We start from the raw sequence: 15,945 nt of genomic DNA, 5'->3' as shown, positions 1-15,945 counted from the left end.
CTGCCGAATGTCTGCAACCGCCAGCAGCGTTGCATGACGACAACACCCGGCGTTATTATCAAGGAACCGAGTCCTCAAATTTCGCGCTGCCGTATTTTGTCCACATGGTCGCGACATGGGTCTTTGATTGCGGATTGGGACCGCCTCGGGAAGCTTGCGCGACTGTCGGCTTCGTTTAGGAAATTCCCGAACCTCGGACTGGAGCGGGCATGATTCGTCTCATCGGCTATTTCTTTGGCATCGGCACGACGCTGGCGCTGCTGGTGGCTGCCGGTGTCGCCATCTATATCAGCCATGTGGCGAAGGACCTGCCCGACTATGAGGTGCTGGCCAAATACGAACCGCCGGTAACCACGCGCATTCACGCCTCGGACGGCTCGCTGATGGCCGAATATGCGCGCGAGCGGCGCCTCTATCTGCCGATCCAGGCGATCCCCGACCGCGTCAAGGCCGCTTTCATGTCGGCCGAGGACAAGAACTTCTACAACCACCCCGGCATCGACATCACCGGCCTCGGCCGCGCCATCATCGTCAACCTGCAGAATCTTGGCTCCGGCCGGCGCCAGGTCGGCGCTTCGACCATCACCCAGCAGGTGGCGAAGAACTTTCTGCTCACCTCGGACCAGACATATGAGCGCAAGATCAAGGAAATGATCCTGGCCTTCCGCATCGAGCAGGCCTATTCCAAGGACCGCATCCTCGAGCTCTATCTCAACGAAATCTTCTTCGGCTTCGGCGCCTATGGCGTCGCGGGTGCCGCGCTCACCTATTTCGACAAGTCGGTCAACGAGCTGACGGTCGCCGAAGCGGCCTATCTCGCCTCGCTGCCGAAGGGCCCGAACAATTATCATCCCTTCAAGCATGCCGACCGCGCGATCGAGCGCCGCAACTGGGTCATCGACCAGATGGTCGGGAATGGCTACGTCACGCGCGAGGAAGGCGACAAGGCCAAGGCCGAGCCGCTCGGCGTGACGCCGCGCCGCAACGGCTCCTACCTGTTCGCCGGCGAATACTTCACCGAGGAAGTCCGCCGTCAGATCATCGCCCGCTATGGCGAAAACGCGCTCTACGAGGGCGGCCTGTCGGTGCGCACCACGCTCGATCCGAATATCCAGCTTATTGCCCGCAAATCGTTGCAGAACGGACTGCTCAAATACGACATGCTGCGCGGCTATCGCGGGCCGGTGAAGCATATCGACGTCTCGGGAGACTGGGGCGTGCCGCTTGGCAATGTGAAGGGTCTCGAGGACGTGCCGGAATGGACGCTTGCCGTCGTGCTCGACAGCTCGGCTTCCGGCCTGACCATCGGCCTGCAGCCGGCGCGCCAGGCCTCTGGCGATCTCGTCAAGGAACGCGTCCAGGGCACCGTCAGCAAGGACGACATGGGCTTCGCCATGCGCCATTTCGTCAGCGGCAAGTCCGTCAGGGCAAAGTCTCCGGCGGAGGTGCTGGAGCCCGGCGACGTCGTCTTCGTGCAGAAGAATGACGGCTCCGACAACACCTATATGCTGCGCCAGGTGCCGGAGGTCGAGGGCGGCCTCGTCGCCATGGACCCGCATACCGGCCGCGTGCTCGCCATGGTCGGTGGCTTCTCCTACGCGCAGTCCGAATTCAACCGTGCGACCCAGGCGATGCGCCAGCCCGGCTCCTCGTTCAAGCCGATCGTCTATTCGGCGGCGCTCGACAACGGTTACACGCCGGCCTCGGTGATCATGGACGGCCCCATCACCATCCAGAGCGGCAACACCACCTGGACGCCGAAGAACTATGACGGCACGGTCGCGGGCCCGGCCACCCTGCGCTCCGGCATCGAGAAGTCGCGCAACCTGATGACGGTGCGGCTCGCCAACGACATGGGCATGAAGCTGGTCGTCGAATATGCCGAGCGCTTCGGCGTCTACGATCATCTGGCGCCCTATCTGCCGATGGCGCTGGGCTCCGGCGAAACGACCGTCATGCGCATGGTGTCGGCCTATTCGATCATGGCCAATGGCGGCAAGTCGATCAAACCGTCGCTCATCGACCGTATCCAGGACCGTTACGGCAAGACAGTGTTCAAGCAGGACGAGCGCGGCTGCGAAGGCTGCAACGCCACCGAATGGAAGAACCAGCCCGAGCCGGAGCTGGTCGACAATTCCGAGCAGGTGCTCGACCCGATGACGGCCTACCAGATCACCTCGATGATGGAAGGCGTCGTGCAGCGCGGCACCGGCGCCACCATCGGCGAGCTCGGCCGCCACATCGCCGGCAAGACCGGCACGACCAACGACGAGAAGGACGCGTGGTTCATCGGCTTCACCCCGAACCTCGTTGTCGGCCTCTATATGGGCTTCGACACGCCGAAGGGCCTTGGCAAGGGCGCCACTGGCGGCGGCCTGGCGGCCCCGATCTTCAAGGATTTCATGCGCGTTGCGCTTGACGGCAAGCCGAACACCGATTTCCAGGTTCCGGACGGCATGAAGCTGGTCGCGATCAACCGCAAGACCGGCATGCGCGCCGCCGAAGGCGATCCGAACACCATCATCGAAGCCTTCAAGCCTGGCACCGGCCCGGCCGACAGCTATTGGGTGATCGGCATGGGCGCGGATGGCTCGAACGGTTCCGGCGGGGCGCTGTCGCCGCAGGCCAACCAGGCCATCCAGGATGGCGGCGGCGGGCTTTACTGACGTCCTGCATTCTCGAATGAGCCGGCAAGAACCGCCGGCCCATTTCGCTTTACAGGCCGCGACGGCGTGCCTATGTATCGCGCCTATTCCGAAAAGACCGAGAAGAACAGGACGGAACGAAGAGCCATGCGCGCGGAAACGCTCAACATTGTCGACGAGATCAGGCAGGCGATAACCCTGCTGAGGAGGCATCTTTGACTGGGATCAGGCTGTAAAACGGCTTGAGTACCTGAATTCGCGCGCCGAGGATTCCAGCCTCTGGAATGACCCGATCGAAGCGCAGAAGCTGATGCGGGAACGCCAGGAGCTGGAAGAAGGTATCGCCGCCGTCAAGGGCATGACGCAGGCGCTGGAAGACAATATCGGCCTGATCGAGCTCGGCGAGGAAGAGGGCGACAACGGCGTCATCGCGGAAGCAGAGGCAGCGCTGCGCTCGATGCAGGGCGAGGCAAAGGCCCGTCAGGTCGAGACCCTGCTGTCGGGTGAAGCCGATGCCAACGACACCTATCTCGAAATCCACGCCGGCGCCGGCGGCACCGAGAGCCAGGACTGGGCCTCGATGCTCTTGCGCATGTACACGCGCTGGGCCGAGCGCCGCCGTTTCAAGGTCGAGGTGCTGGAAGTGCATGACGGCGAAGAAGCAGGCATCAAGTCCGCGACCGTGCTGATCAAGGGCCACAATGCCTATGGCTGGATGAAGACGGAATCCGGCGTCCACCGTCTGGTGCGCATTTCGCCCTATGACAGCAACGCGCGCCGGCACACGTCCTTCGCCAGCGTCTGGGTTTATCCGGTCATCGACGACACGATCGAGATCGACGTTTCCGAATCCGACGTCCGCATCGACACCTATCGCTCGTCCGGCTCGGGCGGCCAGCACGTCAACACCACCGATTCGGCCGTACGCATCACCCATATCGCAACGGGCATCGCGGTCGCCTGCCAGGCCGAGCGCTCGCAGCACAAGAACAAGGCCAAGGCCTGGGAGATGCTGCGCTCTCGGCTCTACGAGGAAGAGTTGAAGAAGCGCGAGGCTGTCGCCAATGCCACCGAAGCCTCAAAGAGCGATATCGGCTGGGGGCACCAGATCCGCTCCTACGTGCTGCAGCCCTACCAATTGGTCAAGGACTTGCGCACGGGCGTTGAAAGCACCTCGCCGTCGAGCGTGCTTGACGGCGACCTCGACGAGTTCATGGAAGCCTCGCTCTCCCATCGCATCGAGGGCGGCGCTGGCGAAGCGGTGGCGGACCTCGACTAATGCATGTCGCCCAGAAGTGTGCAGCGGTTCTGGGACAACGACATGCATCAAAACAAAGACCTAAAAAGCGCGTCGCCTGAATCCGTTTCAGCGCGACGCGCTTTAGGCCACATCCTTCGCCTCAGAGCGGCGGAGGAAGCCGATGACGCGACTGCTTGCGGGAAAATGCTTCTGCGGCGCCGTCCACTATGAGGTGGCGGACGAATTCGTTTACGCCGCGAACTGCCATTGCTCGAACTGCCGGCGCACGACAGGCTCCGCGTTCAAGCCTTTCGGCGGTATCGAGCGCGACAAGTTTCGTCTCAGCGCGGGCGGCGACAGGCTGCTGATCTTCGGCGACGAGAACGGTCTGACGCGCATTGCGGGCAATGCGGCTCGCTGCTCTTTTCGTTGGTCCGCGACGGCGCCTACGTCCACGTCGCCATGGGTACGCTGGTCGACGATCCGACCATACGGCCGACCGCGCACATCTTTGTCGGCTCCAAGGCGAAGTGGTTCACAATCGCCGACGACCTGCCGCAGTATGATGAGCACGTTCCCGGCTGAACGTCTGGAACCAGCTTGAGCCGAATCTCGTTGTCCGGCACCGGTTCAGCGTGGCTAACCGCTCGTTAACCAAGCCGGCGCACGATTCTGGATGGCAGAGGTTGGCGTGAAGCGCGGCATTGCCGATGCAAGCGGGTGCTTGCGCCAGCCATGGAATCAGCCCAGCTTTCAGGCTGGGGTTAAAAGCATTTATGGCCGGATGCGGCATATCTGCGACCGACGATCCGGCCACTGGGAAGACACGTTCCGGGAACGGGCAAGCGAAAACGCTTGATGCTCGAAAGGAACGCTTCGATGTCTGCTGCCAAATCAAGATCGGCCCAAGCCGTTCGACCGGCTGGCCGACTTTTGTTTTCCCTGTTCGCGACGGGGGCGATCGCGGTGCTGACCGCGCCTGCCTTCGCTCACGACGCCAAACCCACGGCGGTATTGCCGCAGGGCTGGAGCTACCCATTTGCCTGCTGCGCCAATTATGACTGCAAAGAGGTGCCGCAATCTTCGATCAGCGAGCGGCCCGAAGGCTACGTCATAAAAGGTACGGGCGAGGTGGTGGCCTATGCCGACAAGCGGGTTAAGAACTCGCCCGATGGCGAGTTTCACTGGTGCGCGCATCAGGCTGGGCTCGACGCCGGCAAGACCATCTGCCTGTTTGTGCCGCCGCCTTCTTACTAGAACAATTCCAGGAAAAGTGCGTAACGGTTTTCCGTCCGGAATTGCGTCTAAACTAAGAGATAGAGCGCGTCGCCTGAATCCGGTTCAGCGCGACGCGCTTTAGACTCCGCGGCTCAAACGCGGAGCGCGAGGGTCTTCGCGCACGGCGGGATATCTGCCGAGGTTGCTGACAGACAGTTGTCAGGATCGCTTCTTTATGTTGCCCTGCCGCAAAGGGGAATTCCGGCGTGGCGGCAGATAACGGAGAGGTGATTTTGATGGCGATCAAGGGAAGCTGCCACTGCAAGGCGACGACATTCGAGGTTTCGGAAGCGCCGCAAACCGTGACGCAATGCACATGCTCCTTCTGCTCCAAGCGCGGGTCGCTTTGGGCCTACTATGTTCCGTCGCAATTCAAGCTTACCAGCCCGCCTGAAAACGTGACCTTCTACAAATGGGGTTCGAGAACAGTCAAACACGGCTTCTGCGCCACCTGCGGATGCGGCACCTTCACTGAAACGCCGGACTGGTCGACCGGCGAGCCTGATTTCGACAATCCCAAGATCAGCGTCAATTCCCGTCTGTTCGACGATTTCGATCTGGACAAGGTCGAGGTGGTGGTCATCGACGGCAAGAATTTGTGGTAGGGGCGAAGCGGGAACGACCGCCGAACTTTGCCGGCCGTATTCCCGTTCCGTTTTTCGCCGCATTTCATGCTACAAGGCTGCGGAAGGGCTGATTTGGCGCGGCCGCAAAGGCCGCGAATTGGAGAGGGACCAATCTCATGAAGAAGACTGTGCTCGTCGCCGTGGCGACGGCTGTGCTGGTGAGCGCCTGCACCACCACCGATCCGTATACCGGCGACCAGAAGATCTCCAACACGGCGGCCGGTGCCGGCCTTGGCGCGCTGGCAGGCGCCAGCCTTGGTCTGCTCGCCGGCGGCAATGACCGCCGCAACGCCCTGATCGGTGCCGGCATCGGCGCGCTCGCCGGCGGCGCGATCGGCGCGACGATGGATCAGAACGAGGCCGAGCTTCGCCGTCAGTTGCAGGGCACCGGCGTTAGCGTCACCCGCAGCGGCGACCAGATCATTCTCAACATGCCGTCCGACATCACCTTCAACGTCGACCAGGACGCGGTGAAGCCCGGCTTCTATCCGGTGCTGAATTCGGTCGCGCTGGTGCTGAAGAAATTCCGCCAGACCACCGTGGACGTCTTCGGTCACACCGATTCGACCGGCGGCGACCAGCATAATTTCGATCTGTCGCAGCGCCGCGCGCTTGCCGTCGCCAATTATCTGTCCGGCCAGGGCGTCGATCAGCGCCGCTTCGCCGTCACCGGCTTCGGCAAGACACGCCCGATCGCATCCAATGCGACCGCCGCAGGCCGCGAGCAGAACCGCCGCGTCGAAATCCAGCTGTCGCCGCTCACCTGAGCGAAAACGGCGCGCAGGGCGCAACTCCATGAAGGCAAAACGGCCCCCGACGGGGCCGTTTTTGTTTGGCGTGGTCCAAAGATAGGTCGAAGGTCTTAGGACATTAGCTTACCCTAATTGATACTTTTCCAGGACCACGGAAGAGACTACCATTCTCCTGTTCCAGAGGGGATGGGGTGGTCAATCGGCCGCGCAATCAACATCTGCCGCCCCGGTCTTGCACGGCCAGATCAAAGGGAATCTGGGAGGAATGCATGACAAGAACAGCTCGTCTCGGGCGCTGCGGCGTCCTTGTTTTGGCGGGTCTTATCGGCACATGGTTCGGCGCCGCCTCGGCCCGGGCCGAGGACGCCAACAAGGCCGACATCGAAGCCCTGAAGAAATCGCTGGCGAAATATGAAGACTATACGGCCGCCGTCCGCGACCTCTATTTGTCTACCGTCGGCTGCGTCCACTATAGCGGGGAGAAGATAGCCGGTGCGATGTACTATCCGAAGGGCGCGATGGGCATCCATTTCGTCAACGTCCCGAGTATCGGCCGGCCGCTCGACCCGATGAAACCCAATGTCCTGATCTACGAGCCAACCAAAAAGGGCTTGAAGCTGGTCGGCGTGGAATGGCTGGTGCCGCTGACCCCGGACACCAAGGAGGTTCCGATACTGTTTGGCCAGAAATTCATGGGGCCGATGGAAGGACATTACCCGCTCATCCCGAGGGAATTCGTCCACTACGACCTGCATGCATGGTTGTTCAGGGACAATCCGAACGGCATGTTCACCCCGACGAACCCGAACGTGAAATGCACCAAGGCTGAGTTCCCGATGCTGGAAAAGCCGACCAAGATGATGCCGGGCCCGATGTAAGGCACCGTCCTCGGCTGGATTGCTTCAGGCGAGGCGGTCGCAAGAAAGGAAACGGCCCCGCTCGGGGGCCGTTTTTATTTCAGGCTATGCTGCTATCGACTTCAGACCTTCGCGACGATCCGCATGAAGGCCGGCACATCGTCGCCGAAGCCGACTGTCGCGTCGTCTTCTTCCTGACGATGGCGGCCAGGGCGGTCGCGCTGCGGACGGGCGTCGCCGCGCTGCTCGTGACGGTTGCCCGGGCTTTTGCGCTCGTTCTCCGAGCGGATCGCGTCCTTGCGGGCGCGGCGCTCGGCGATGTCGGCCACTTCGGCGACAGGCTGCTCGTCGCGCGCGGTGTCGGGCGTCTCGTCGCGCTTGGCGTGACGGTCTTTCTTGCGCTCGCCCCGATCCTTGCGGTCTTCGTCCTTGCGGCCGGCACGACGCGGGGCGCCGCGGCCACGGCGCGGCGATTCCTCGCCCTCGCTTTCGGTCACGGTCGACAGGTCGCCGTCATGCCATTCGATCTTCGTGCCGATCAGCCTTTCGATGGCGTCGACATATTTGGTGTCGGCGCGGGTGGCGATGGTGAAGGATTTGCCGGAACGTCCGGCCCGGCCGGTGCGGCCGATGCGGTGGACATAGTCCTCGGCATGGATCGGCACATCGTAGTTGAAGACGTGACTGACATCGGGAATGTCGAGACCGCGCGCGGCGACGTCCGAGGCAACCAGATAACGCAGCTTGCCGTCCCGGAAATTGGCAAGCATCTGCATGCGGGCGCGCTGGTCCATATCGCCATGCAGGGCGCCGGCGTCGAAATCATGCTTGAGCAGCGAGCGGAACAGCTCCGACACCTCGACCTTGCGGTTGCAGAAGATGATGGCGTTCTTCAGCTCGGCGTCTTCGGCCTTCATCAGATTGCGCAGCGTCTCGCGCTTGTCCCACGGCTTCGAGCCGGACTTGACCAGGCGCTGGACAATGCTGGTGGCGGTCGATGCGGCCTTGGAGACCTCGACGCGCACCGGCGCATGCAGGAATTTTTCGGTGAGCTTGGTGATCTCGGGCGGCATGGTCGCCGAGAAGAACAGCGTCTGCCTGGTGAACGGGATCATCTCGCAGATGCGCTCGATGTCGGGGATGAAGCCCATGTCGAGCATGCGGTCGGCCTCGTCGATGACGAGGATTTCGACACCATTGAGCAGAAGCTTGCCGCGCTCGCGGTGATCGAGCAGGCGGCCTGGCGTGGCGATCAGCACATCGGCGCCGCGCTCGAGCTTCTTGTCCTGCTCGTCGAAGGAGACGCCGCCGATCAGGAGTGCGATGTTGAGCTTGTGGTTCTTGCCGTATTTGACGAAGTTTTCCTCGACCTGGGCGGCAAGCTCGCGCGTCGGCTCGAGGATCAAGGTGCGCGGCATGCGGGCGCGGGCGCGGCCCTTTTCCAGTCGGGTCAGCATCGGCAGCACGAAGGAAGCCGTCTTGCCGGTGCCGGTCTGGGCGATGCCAAGCACATCCTTGCCGAGAAGCGCATGCGGGATGGCGCCGGCCTGGATCGGCGTCGGCTGGGTGTAGCCGGCATCGGTGACTGCGGAAAGGACCTTCGGCGACAGGCCGAGGTCTGAAAAGGTCAACGCTTCTGGAGCGGTCGTGGTGTCTGAGGACAAGTGTTTGTTGTCTTTGGCTGGTTCGGAAAAAATCGCAACACGCGTTGCGTCAGGCGCCGCGCACCTGCAAGATCGCGGTTGCAGTTAGGCGCAAGTCCGCGATTTGTCAACAGAAACGGGCGGGAATCCGGCGATTGTGAAGACGTAACCTTAATCGCGATGCTTAAAGCGCGTTGCGTCGAAACGGAATCAGGCTTCGCGCTTCAAATCTTTGTTTGATGCATGCCGTTCTCCCAAAACCGCTGCGCACTTTTGGGCGGCATGATTAATCGAAACAATATCGTTGCGCCGGCTCAGTAGCGGAATTGCTCGGCAAGGATACGTTCGTTCCAAGAATGGTTCGGATCGAACAGCAAAGTTGCCGTCGCTGTCGGCGATTCCCGCACGGTGATGGAGGCCACCGCCTTGACCTCTGTATGGTCGGCTGCGGCATTCACCGGACGCTTTTCGGCTTCCAGGATGTCGAAGCGTATGGTCGCCTTGTTGGAGAGCAGCGCCCCGCGCCAGCGGCGCGGCCGGAAGGGGCTGACTGGCGTCAGCGCCAGAAGCGGCGCATCGAGCGGCAGGATCGGCCCGTGCGCCGAAAGATTGTAGGCGGTGGAACCGGCGGGCGTGGCGATCATCACGCCGTCGCAGTTCAGCTCCTCCAGCCGCACCTGGCCGTCGACGGTGATCCGGATCTTCGCCGTCTGGTAGGACTGGCGCCACAGCGCCACCTCGTTGATCGCCGGCGCCGAGACGGATTCGCCATCACGCGTGACCGCCACCATTTCGAGCGGCCGGATGGTCTCGGCGACCGCGGCGGCGATGCGTTCCTCAAGGCCACCGGCGCGATACTCGTTCATCAGGAAGCCGATGGTGCCACGGTTCATGCCGTAGACTTTCTTGCCCGTGCTCATCGTGTCGCGCAGCGTCTGCAGAAGAAAGCCGTCGCCGCCAAGCGCGATGATGATCTCGGCCTCGGCGACAGGCACCTGCCCATAGCGCGCCGACAGGCTTTCCAGCGCGGCGCGGGCGTCGTCGGTGTCGGAAGAGACGAAGGCGAAACGGCTGGCGGCTTTGCTCATGGCTCCCGGAGGGCGACCATCTGCGGGGCCGCGCCGGCGACGGCGTAGCATGCGCCGCCCATATCTGTGAAGGGCGGCGTGCCCTGCCGGTCGAAGGGATGTCGGGGATGATTATCGCGCTTCATGACAAAGGCGCAACGAATGTGATGGCTGCAATGGTTAAGACGGAGCTTAAACACTCGTAAAGCCGGATCGATCATGTTAGCCGAAAGTGGATGGGTTGGCGGGGGCTGGCCAGTAGAGAGACCTGTCTATTGCCGGTAACGCGTCTGATCATAGTCTTCCTGATGATGGGAAGTTTCGCGCTGATGTTCGCCGAACTGGTGCGACATTCGGAAGAGATGAGCCAGCGGCCGCAGCCGACGGCTTCCCGTTGTGGCGACGCCACGGGAACCCCCTGTCCGCAAAGGGCGCTTTAGGCTTCGCTTCCGTGATCGCTCAGCCGCCGTGCAAGTGGCAGCCGGCCTTGCGCTTGCCCGCGACATACTCGTCGATGAGTTGCCGGTAGCGCACCTTGCCGAACCTCGGGCCGCCATGCACGACCGACACGTCGAGCTCCGCATGGCAAGCATCGTCCCGACATAGTCCTCGATATCGGAGTGATAGACGTCGTCGATCAACGGCCCGTCATAGACGATGTCGCCGGATAGCAGGATGCCGGTCTTTTTCTCGTAGAGCGCGATGCCGCCGGGCCGACAGCCCTTTCGGCCAGGCCTATACCGGCCTCGACCGCGCGCTGACCGATGAGATATGTGCGCTGATCGCCCGCCTTCAGCAGATCGGCCTCGTGCGGCCGGACATAGACGGACCGGCGGTGGGGGAACTGATCTTCAACGACATGAACATGGATGCTCATCGAGTTCGTGAAGCGCGACGAAGCGAAGATACCGGACCTGCGCGCAGCGAAACGAAGGCAGAACCGGATTTTGGTGGCGGCGATCGGGGTTTGAGGGAGCCAGGAGGAACAGTCGTTCAGGCCACTAACAAGGTGGTCGCCTGCTATGCGCCTCTCGAGTTGAGATTTGAAATCCTCTGCAACGAAGCTCGAAGAGCGAAGGATGGTGCCCCCGGCAGGAATCGAACCCGCGACCTTCGGTTTACAAAACCTGTCACCAGCCCTAACGAGCCGCTACAAAACCGAACATCTTTCGGCCTGAAACCCTTGCAGCCCCTTTATTTCAGCGATGTGTTGGCATATGTTGCCATCATTGGGTAACGGCGCATAACATGCCTCATCCGTTACCCTACTGTTACCCAGAGGGGGGGGGGGAAGAAATGGCCAAGGCGCTCACCGCAGCATCACTCCTGAAGCTCAAGACCGACGATAAGCGACGTGAGATTCCCGACGGCGTCTTGAGCGGGCTCTACTTCGTCATCCAGCCCACCGGCCGGAAGTCGTGGGCAGTCCGATATCGCGCCTCAGGCGCACCGAAAAAGGTGACGCTCGGCAATTCCCTGTTTGGCGATGATGTGGACGCGGCCGGCGCTGAGCTGACCCGCATGCGCCAAGAGGCTGCAAGCATCCTGGAGCGGGTCAGAAAGGGCGAGGATCCCGGTGCAGAAAAGCAAGCCGCCAAGCGGGCGCCGAAGGCTGATACCGATCGGGATTTGTTTCTGAACGTCGTCACCCGCTACCTGAAAGAGTACGCTGCGAAGCGCCGGAACTTTCCAGAGAAGGCACGGCTTCTTGGCATGCGCCAGGATGGGGACGAATGGCAGACCAATGCCGATCGAGCCGCTGGGCTATGGGGCGCTAAGCGCATCCAAGACATCACCCGCCGCGATATTCGCGAGCATCTGGAAACGCTCGCCACGACAGCGCCGATCGGTGCCAACAGGACGTTCGCAGAGCTCCGAAAGTTCTTCAACTGGACCGTCGGCAAGGACATCCTCGACGCTTCACCGATGGCCGATCTCCAGGCGCCATCAGAAGAGAACGATAGTCGCAATCGTGTCCTGATCCGTCGCAAGGAAGTGCCAGGCTCGAGCGACGACGAGTTGCGGTGGCTGTGGCAGGCGAGCAAATCCTACGACGAGACGGGGCGAGGGCCGTTCGGCTCTTTCCTGCAGCTGTTGATGCTGACCGGCCAGCGACGTTCAGAGGTGGCCGAAATGACATGGCCAGAGGTCGACCTCGACGCCCGCGAATGGGTTATCCCGGCCGCGCGCTCGAAGAACGGTGAGCCCCACGTTGTCCCGCTCTCCAAGCAGGCGCTGGCGGTCCTGAAAGCCGTTCCGAGGATCAAAGGGAAGGCAGGCTATGTCTTCACCACGGACGGCGAGCATCCTGTGAGCGGCTTTTCCAGAATGAAGCAACGCATTGACAAGCTCATGGCTGGATATGCAGCCGAGGCCGACGTCGAGATACCCGATTGGACGCTGCACGACATCCGCCGCACTGTGGCCGCCGGCATGCAGCGCATCGGCATCAAAATGGAGGTCACTGAAAAGGTCTTGAACCACAAGTCTGGCTCGTTCCGCGGCATCGCCGGAATCTACCAGGTGCATGACTATGCAGACGAAAAGCGAGCTGCGCTAGACGCGTGGGCTTCGTTCCTGATGACGCTGGTCGAGAAGAAAAAGGACTCCAACGTTGTCCCGATGAAGGCGGGCAGCAAATGACCGCGCCTATCGGAAAGACATCAACCGTCCAAGCCTTACGCCCCCGTCGTAGAGCAGAAGTCGAGAGCCTGGTGCGGTCGTTCCGGTACGACGAGCAGTCGCGGGGCGAGATCGTTGAGATGCTGCAGCCGCTCTACATGTCAACGGTAGAAGCTGAGAGGTGTGGCAAGCCGGCCGAAGAGATTGTTATCGAACAGCTGGAATGGGAAGCGCGGGGCCTGCTGCGCGCCTATCTAAACCACGTTTCTCCGGAACAGCGCCGCAAGCATTATGAAAAAGTTTCCCGCGCAGCGTCCAAGCTTTTAGAACTTGTTAATTCCGGGGAGCTCGAAGGCGGCAGCGCCGCCTATCTGATTTACAACTTCGGACAGTCCAATCAGTCGGATGAGTACTACAGTTTCCTGCCCTTGTTCATAGGAGCGCTTGCCCAGCTTTCGTCCAAAGCTGCTCAGGCTGGCAAGGCCAAGAGACCGCCTTATCCGGGGTATGAAGTGCCATATCCCGGCAAGCGCGATATTAAAAAAATCGGTTTTGCTCAAAGCGTTCTCATGAAATATTCAATCGAAACAAACAGGAGACCGGGCAAGTCTTCGACCGGGCCTGCGGCGGCGCTTCTGATCGCAGTAATCGACCCAGTTATCCGGTTCGCGCGCTCCATCGGGATCGACAAAGCAAGCCTGATCGGCACCGGCGACAACGCGAAGACCCTCATCGGGGATGTCCGCGCGGCGATGCCTATAGGGGAAAATCTGCCCGAGATTTGAGGCGATTTTCTTCCTACCAATAGTTCACGCCGATGGCCATTCTTTCGCCAACGTAGCGAAACAGGGCCTAACTCTTATGGATAACTCTTACCTTACCGCCAAGCAGGTGCTTGCCCGGTATCACGTCACCGACATGACTCTCTGGCGCTGGCTGAACGATGAGGCTTTGGCGTTTCCGAAGCCAATGATCGTCAACCGGCGAAGATACTTTCTCGAAGCCGATCTTATCGCTTGGGAGCGCGGCCGTGCCGTGAAAGCCGCATGAGCAATGTCGAAACGGCGCTGGCCGACGAGCTTGTGCTGGCGGCCAACTGGCTTGCCGAGACGCCGCGCGCGCAGCGCGGCGCCGCAATCCCGGAACTGAGGCGCCGGTTTGGCATCGACCTGGATCAGGCGCTGGTCGTCGTCCGCCAAAACAACATGAGGCTTGCGAAGGCGACCTAATGAGCGCGGGTATCTCGTTCGCTGCGAATGACAGGATCGAGCGCGCCGCTCGGTGGCTGGTCGAGCATCCAGTTTCACAGCATCCTGCAGCCGAGATCTTCGCGTCAGTGATGCGCGACCACTTCAAGCTGAGCACCGTCGAGCTGATCGCCGCCGTCAAGGAAGCCGACCGGTTGCGCCACGAAGGTGCTGGCGCATGAGCGTCGAGGCGACCGCGGACGAGGTCGAGTATCGCGGCCAGGTGTATCGCCGGGTCGGGCGCCAACCCTACGTTCGGAAGCGGGATGGGACGGCGACGACACTATCGGTATGGCTCACGAACTGCCCGACCTGCGGCGCTGAGTTTGAAGCCACGACGGGAGATGAGGTCCAGGCCTTCCACCCCGCGCGCCACTGCCCAGCCCATCGCCGACAGGGGTCGCGCTCGTGGCGCAACCGCGTCGCTGTGACCGATCCCGCCACGATAGCACCGGTCACCTGGCCGCAGCGCGAGTTCGTGCCGGTTGAGGCCTACGACGACCTGGTGCGGAAATGACGGTCATGGCGCGGAAACGGCAAGCCTTGGGCTCCGGCATAGACCAAAAGACAGGCGCCGCCGTCGCCATTGCCGTTGGCACCGTGAGAATTCGTGAGCGCGCCAAGCCCGCATCGAACAAAGCATTTGGAGCCGAAGCGTTCGGGAGGAAGAGGGTGATCGAAATCAACATGCTGATCGAACACCGCCATCCTCGAGGCATCCCCGAGCATGACGATGACGACGACGGCTACCTCTTTCCTGTCGCGCATGCTCTTCACTGCGGCCGCCGGAACGATGGCGAATTCGTAACCAAGCTGACTTGCTGGATTCGGGAACGCATGCCCTGGGCGGCCGGCCGCGCACAACGCATCGTCGACGCGCTGAAGGTTAAACTGCACCCCCGCGCTGACCACATGACCGCGGCCGGGGTTGCGGGGTACCTTCGAACCACTGAAGCTGAAAAGCGCGACCTGAAACTTTCCACGATCGGCATCTACGGCATGACGGCCGTCGCATACGACGTCTGGCTCGCAGACGAGAAACGACGCCGAGATCGCGAACGGAAGGCTCGCAAAAGGCTGGGCGCGCCATCGCGGTCGGAATGGCTCTCGGCAAATCGCAAGAACCGCGAGAAGCAATGGAAAGAACTCGGGATCTCACGCGCCGAGTGGTATCGACGCCTCAAAAAAGCACGTGAGACAGGTTGTTCCGTCCACGACGAGACCACGGATGAGACAGGTTGTTCCGCGCACGGTGAGACAGGTTGTTCCACCCCTATAGTTATAAGACTGGCAGCGGAACAACCTGTCTCAAACGTCCCAATCGAGCCTTCCGTGGATGACCTAGCGCCCGGCGGCGGCGCGGAGCGACCGTCCGCCGAGCGTGTCCCGCAGACCGATCCGAAAACCATCGATGGCAGCGGGGCAGAGACGACCGGACGCTCCCGCGCCGGTCTCACCCACACACAGGGCGATCTCTTCACTCCGGACACCGAAAAATGACCCAGCAACTCGATCTCTTCGACACCCGGGCCGGCCGTACCGGTGAGGTCGTTGCGTTCCCTGCCGATCGTCTCCGCGGCTTCATCCTTGAGACCGTCGCCACCATCCGAGCGAAGCCGGCCTCGAAGCGGGAATGGCATTTCCGGCACAACATAGGTCGCGTCTGGACTTACTTGACCATCGCCGGCGTCGCTCGCCATGAAGTTGAGTTGGAGGTCAAAAGGTTTGCGGAGGCTGTGGCAACCGAACTGCGTAGGCAAGCCGTCATCGCCAAACTCCACGGCCTGGACGACGAGGATGTAGCATGAGCAGCAGGCGTACGCCTATACGCTTGGAATTTTCCCCTGCGGCGAATCGAACGGCGTTTCGGTCCTTCGAAAATCGGCAAAGCAGCGGTGTGGAAGCTGGTCATCTGATAACCAATCAGATGCCCTCGTTTGTAATTGTTATGTGTTGTTAAGGTTTTAG

17 protein-coding genes and 2 pseudogenes are annotated in these 15,945 nt (G+C 61.6%); 16 read left to right on the top strand and 3 right to left on the bottom strand.

Features of this window, described 5'->3' with window-relative positions:
* Positions 1-209: 209 nt before the first annotated feature.
* From ACWGS9_RS20000 to ACWGS9_RS19970, 7 genes and pseudogenes are all read left to right on the top strand, one after another.
* Positions 210-2,666, top strand: coding sequence for a penicillin-binding protein 1A (locus ACWGS9_RS20000; RefSeq protein WP_454506857.1), 2,457 nt, complete (start codon positions 210-212; stop codon positions 2,664-2,666).
* Positions 2,667-2,792: 126 nt separating this feature from the next.
* Positions 2,793-3,924 (top strand): peptide chain release factor 2 gene (gene prfB, locus ACWGS9_RS19995; protein WP_454506856.1). Its coding sequence is split into 2 segments (ribosomal slippage): positions 2,793-2,858 and positions 2,860-3,924, totalling 1,131 coding nucleotides; the frame shifts between segments, so codons are not numbered across the junction.
* A 142-nt stretch (positions 3,925-4,066) separates the two neighbouring features.
* Positions 4,067-4,470: pseudogene (locus ACWGS9_RS19990) on the top strand (GFA family protein).
* A gap of 294 nt (positions 4,471-4,764) precedes the next feature.
* Positions 4,765-5,142 carry a hypothetical protein gene (locus ACWGS9_RS19985; protein ID WP_320214025.1) on the top strand — a complete coding sequence of 126 codons (378 nt, stop codon included), beginning with the start codon at positions 4,765-4,767 and terminating at the stop codon, positions 5,140-5,142.
* A 257-nt stretch (positions 5,143-5,399) separates the two neighbouring features.
* On the top strand, positions 5,400-5,768 hold the full coding sequence (locus ACWGS9_RS19980; RefSeq protein ID WP_454506915.1) for a GFA family protein: 369 nt from the start codon (positions 5,400-5,402) through the stop codon (positions 5,766-5,768).
* A gap of 137 nt (positions 5,769-5,905) precedes the next feature.
* Positions 5,906-6,556 carry an OmpA family protein gene (locus tag ACWGS9_RS19975; protein WP_454506855.1) on the top strand — a complete coding sequence of 217 codons (651 nt, stop codon included), beginning with the start codon at positions 5,906-5,908 and terminating at the stop codon, positions 6,554-6,556.
* Between the two features lie 254 nt (positions 6,557-6,810).
* Positions 6,811-7,419 (top strand): hypothetical protein, encoded by a 609-nt coding sequence (locus ACWGS9_RS19970; protein ID WP_454506854.1) that lies wholly within the window; start codon positions 6,811-6,813, stop codon positions 7,417-7,419.
* Positions 7,420-7,520: 101 nt separating this feature from the next.
* Here ACWGS9_RS19970 and ACWGS9_RS19965 read toward each other — a convergent pair whose 3' ends face one another.
* From ACWGS9_RS19965 to ACWGS9_RS19955, 3 genes and pseudogenes are all read right to left on the bottom strand, one after another.
* Entirely contained in the window at positions 7,521-9,062 is a 1,542-nt protein-coding gene (locus tag ACWGS9_RS19965; protein ID WP_454506853.1) for a DEAD/DEAH box helicase, read from the bottom strand.
* Positions 9,063-9,355: 293 nt separating this feature from the next.
* Positions 9,356-10,129, bottom strand: a complete 774-nt coding sequence (locus ACWGS9_RS19960) for an NAD kinase (protein WP_320214030.1) — start codon at positions 10,127-10,129, stop codon at positions 9,356-9,358.
* Between the two features lie 438 nt (positions 10,130-10,567).
* Positions 10,568-10,821: pseudogene (locus ACWGS9_RS19955) on the bottom strand (MBL fold metallo-hydrolase); the annotation flags it as partial.
* A 122-nt stretch (positions 10,822-10,943) separates the two neighbouring features.
* Between ACWGS9_RS19955 and ACWGS9_RS19950 the strand changes: the two are divergent.
* From ACWGS9_RS19950 to ACWGS9_RS19910, 9 genes are all read left to right on the top strand, one after another.
* Complete coding sequence (locus ACWGS9_RS19950) at positions 10,944-11,345, top strand: hypothetical protein (protein WP_454506852.1); 402 nt, start codon at positions 10,944-10,946, stop codon at positions 11,343-11,345.
* A 59-nt stretch (positions 11,346-11,404) separates the two neighbouring features.
* The gene (locus ACWGS9_RS19945) at positions 11,405-12,751 is read left to right on the top strand and encodes a tyrosine-type recombinase/integrase (RefSeq protein ID WP_454506851.1); all 1,347 of its coding nucleotides are present in this window, start codon (positions 11,405-11,407) and stop codon (positions 12,749-12,751) included.
* Positions 12,748-13,515 carry a hypothetical protein gene (locus ACWGS9_RS19940; RefSeq protein ID WP_454506850.1) on the top strand — a complete coding sequence of 256 codons (768 nt, stop codon included), beginning with the start codon at positions 12,748-12,750 and terminating at the stop codon, positions 13,513-13,515. Before ACWGS9_RS19945 ends, ACWGS9_RS19940 begins: the two co-directional genes overlap by 4 nt.
* Before the next feature lie 76 nt (positions 13,516-13,591).
* The gene (locus tag ACWGS9_RS19935; RefSeq protein ID WP_454506849.1) at positions 13,592-13,780 is read left to right on the top strand and encodes a helix-turn-helix transcriptional regulator; all 189 of its coding nucleotides are present in this window, start codon (positions 13,592-13,594) and stop codon (positions 13,778-13,780) included.
* On the top strand, positions 13,777-13,959 hold the full coding sequence (locus tag ACWGS9_RS19930; protein WP_454506848.1) for a hypothetical protein: 183 nt from the start codon (positions 13,777-13,779) through the stop codon (positions 13,957-13,959). The genes ACWGS9_RS19935 and ACWGS9_RS19930 overlap by 4 nt, the downstream gene beginning before the upstream one ends.
* Positions 13,959-14,159: a hypothetical protein gene (locus ACWGS9_RS19925; RefSeq protein ID WP_454506847.1), complete on the top strand. Its 201-nt coding sequence runs from the start codon at positions 13,959-13,961 to the stop codon at positions 14,157-14,159. The genes ACWGS9_RS19930 and ACWGS9_RS19925 overlap by 1 nt, the downstream gene beginning before the upstream one ends.
* Positions 14,156-14,494: a hypothetical protein gene (locus ACWGS9_RS19920; RefSeq protein WP_454506846.1), complete on the top strand. Its 339-nt coding sequence runs from the start codon at positions 14,156-14,158 to the stop codon at positions 14,492-14,494. The genes ACWGS9_RS19925 and ACWGS9_RS19920 overlap by 4 nt, the downstream gene beginning before the upstream one ends.
* Positions 14,491-15,477: a hypothetical protein gene (locus ACWGS9_RS19915; RefSeq protein WP_454506845.1), complete on the top strand. Its 987-nt coding sequence runs from the start codon at positions 14,491-14,493 to the stop codon at positions 15,475-15,477. The genes ACWGS9_RS19920 and ACWGS9_RS19915 overlap by 4 nt, the downstream gene beginning before the upstream one ends.
* Complete coding sequence (locus ACWGS9_RS19910; RefSeq protein WP_454506844.1) at positions 15,474-15,785, top strand: DUF6074 family protein; 312 nt, start codon at positions 15,474-15,476, stop codon at positions 15,783-15,785. Before ACWGS9_RS19915 ends, ACWGS9_RS19910 begins: the two co-directional genes overlap by 4 nt.
* Positions 15,786-15,945 lie beyond the last annotated feature (160 nt).

The organism is Mesorhizobium sp. Arg314 (assembly GCF_053714275.1).
Note: the sequence above shows the minus strand (reverse complement) of the source record. Positions and strands in the feature narration are given on the sequence as shown.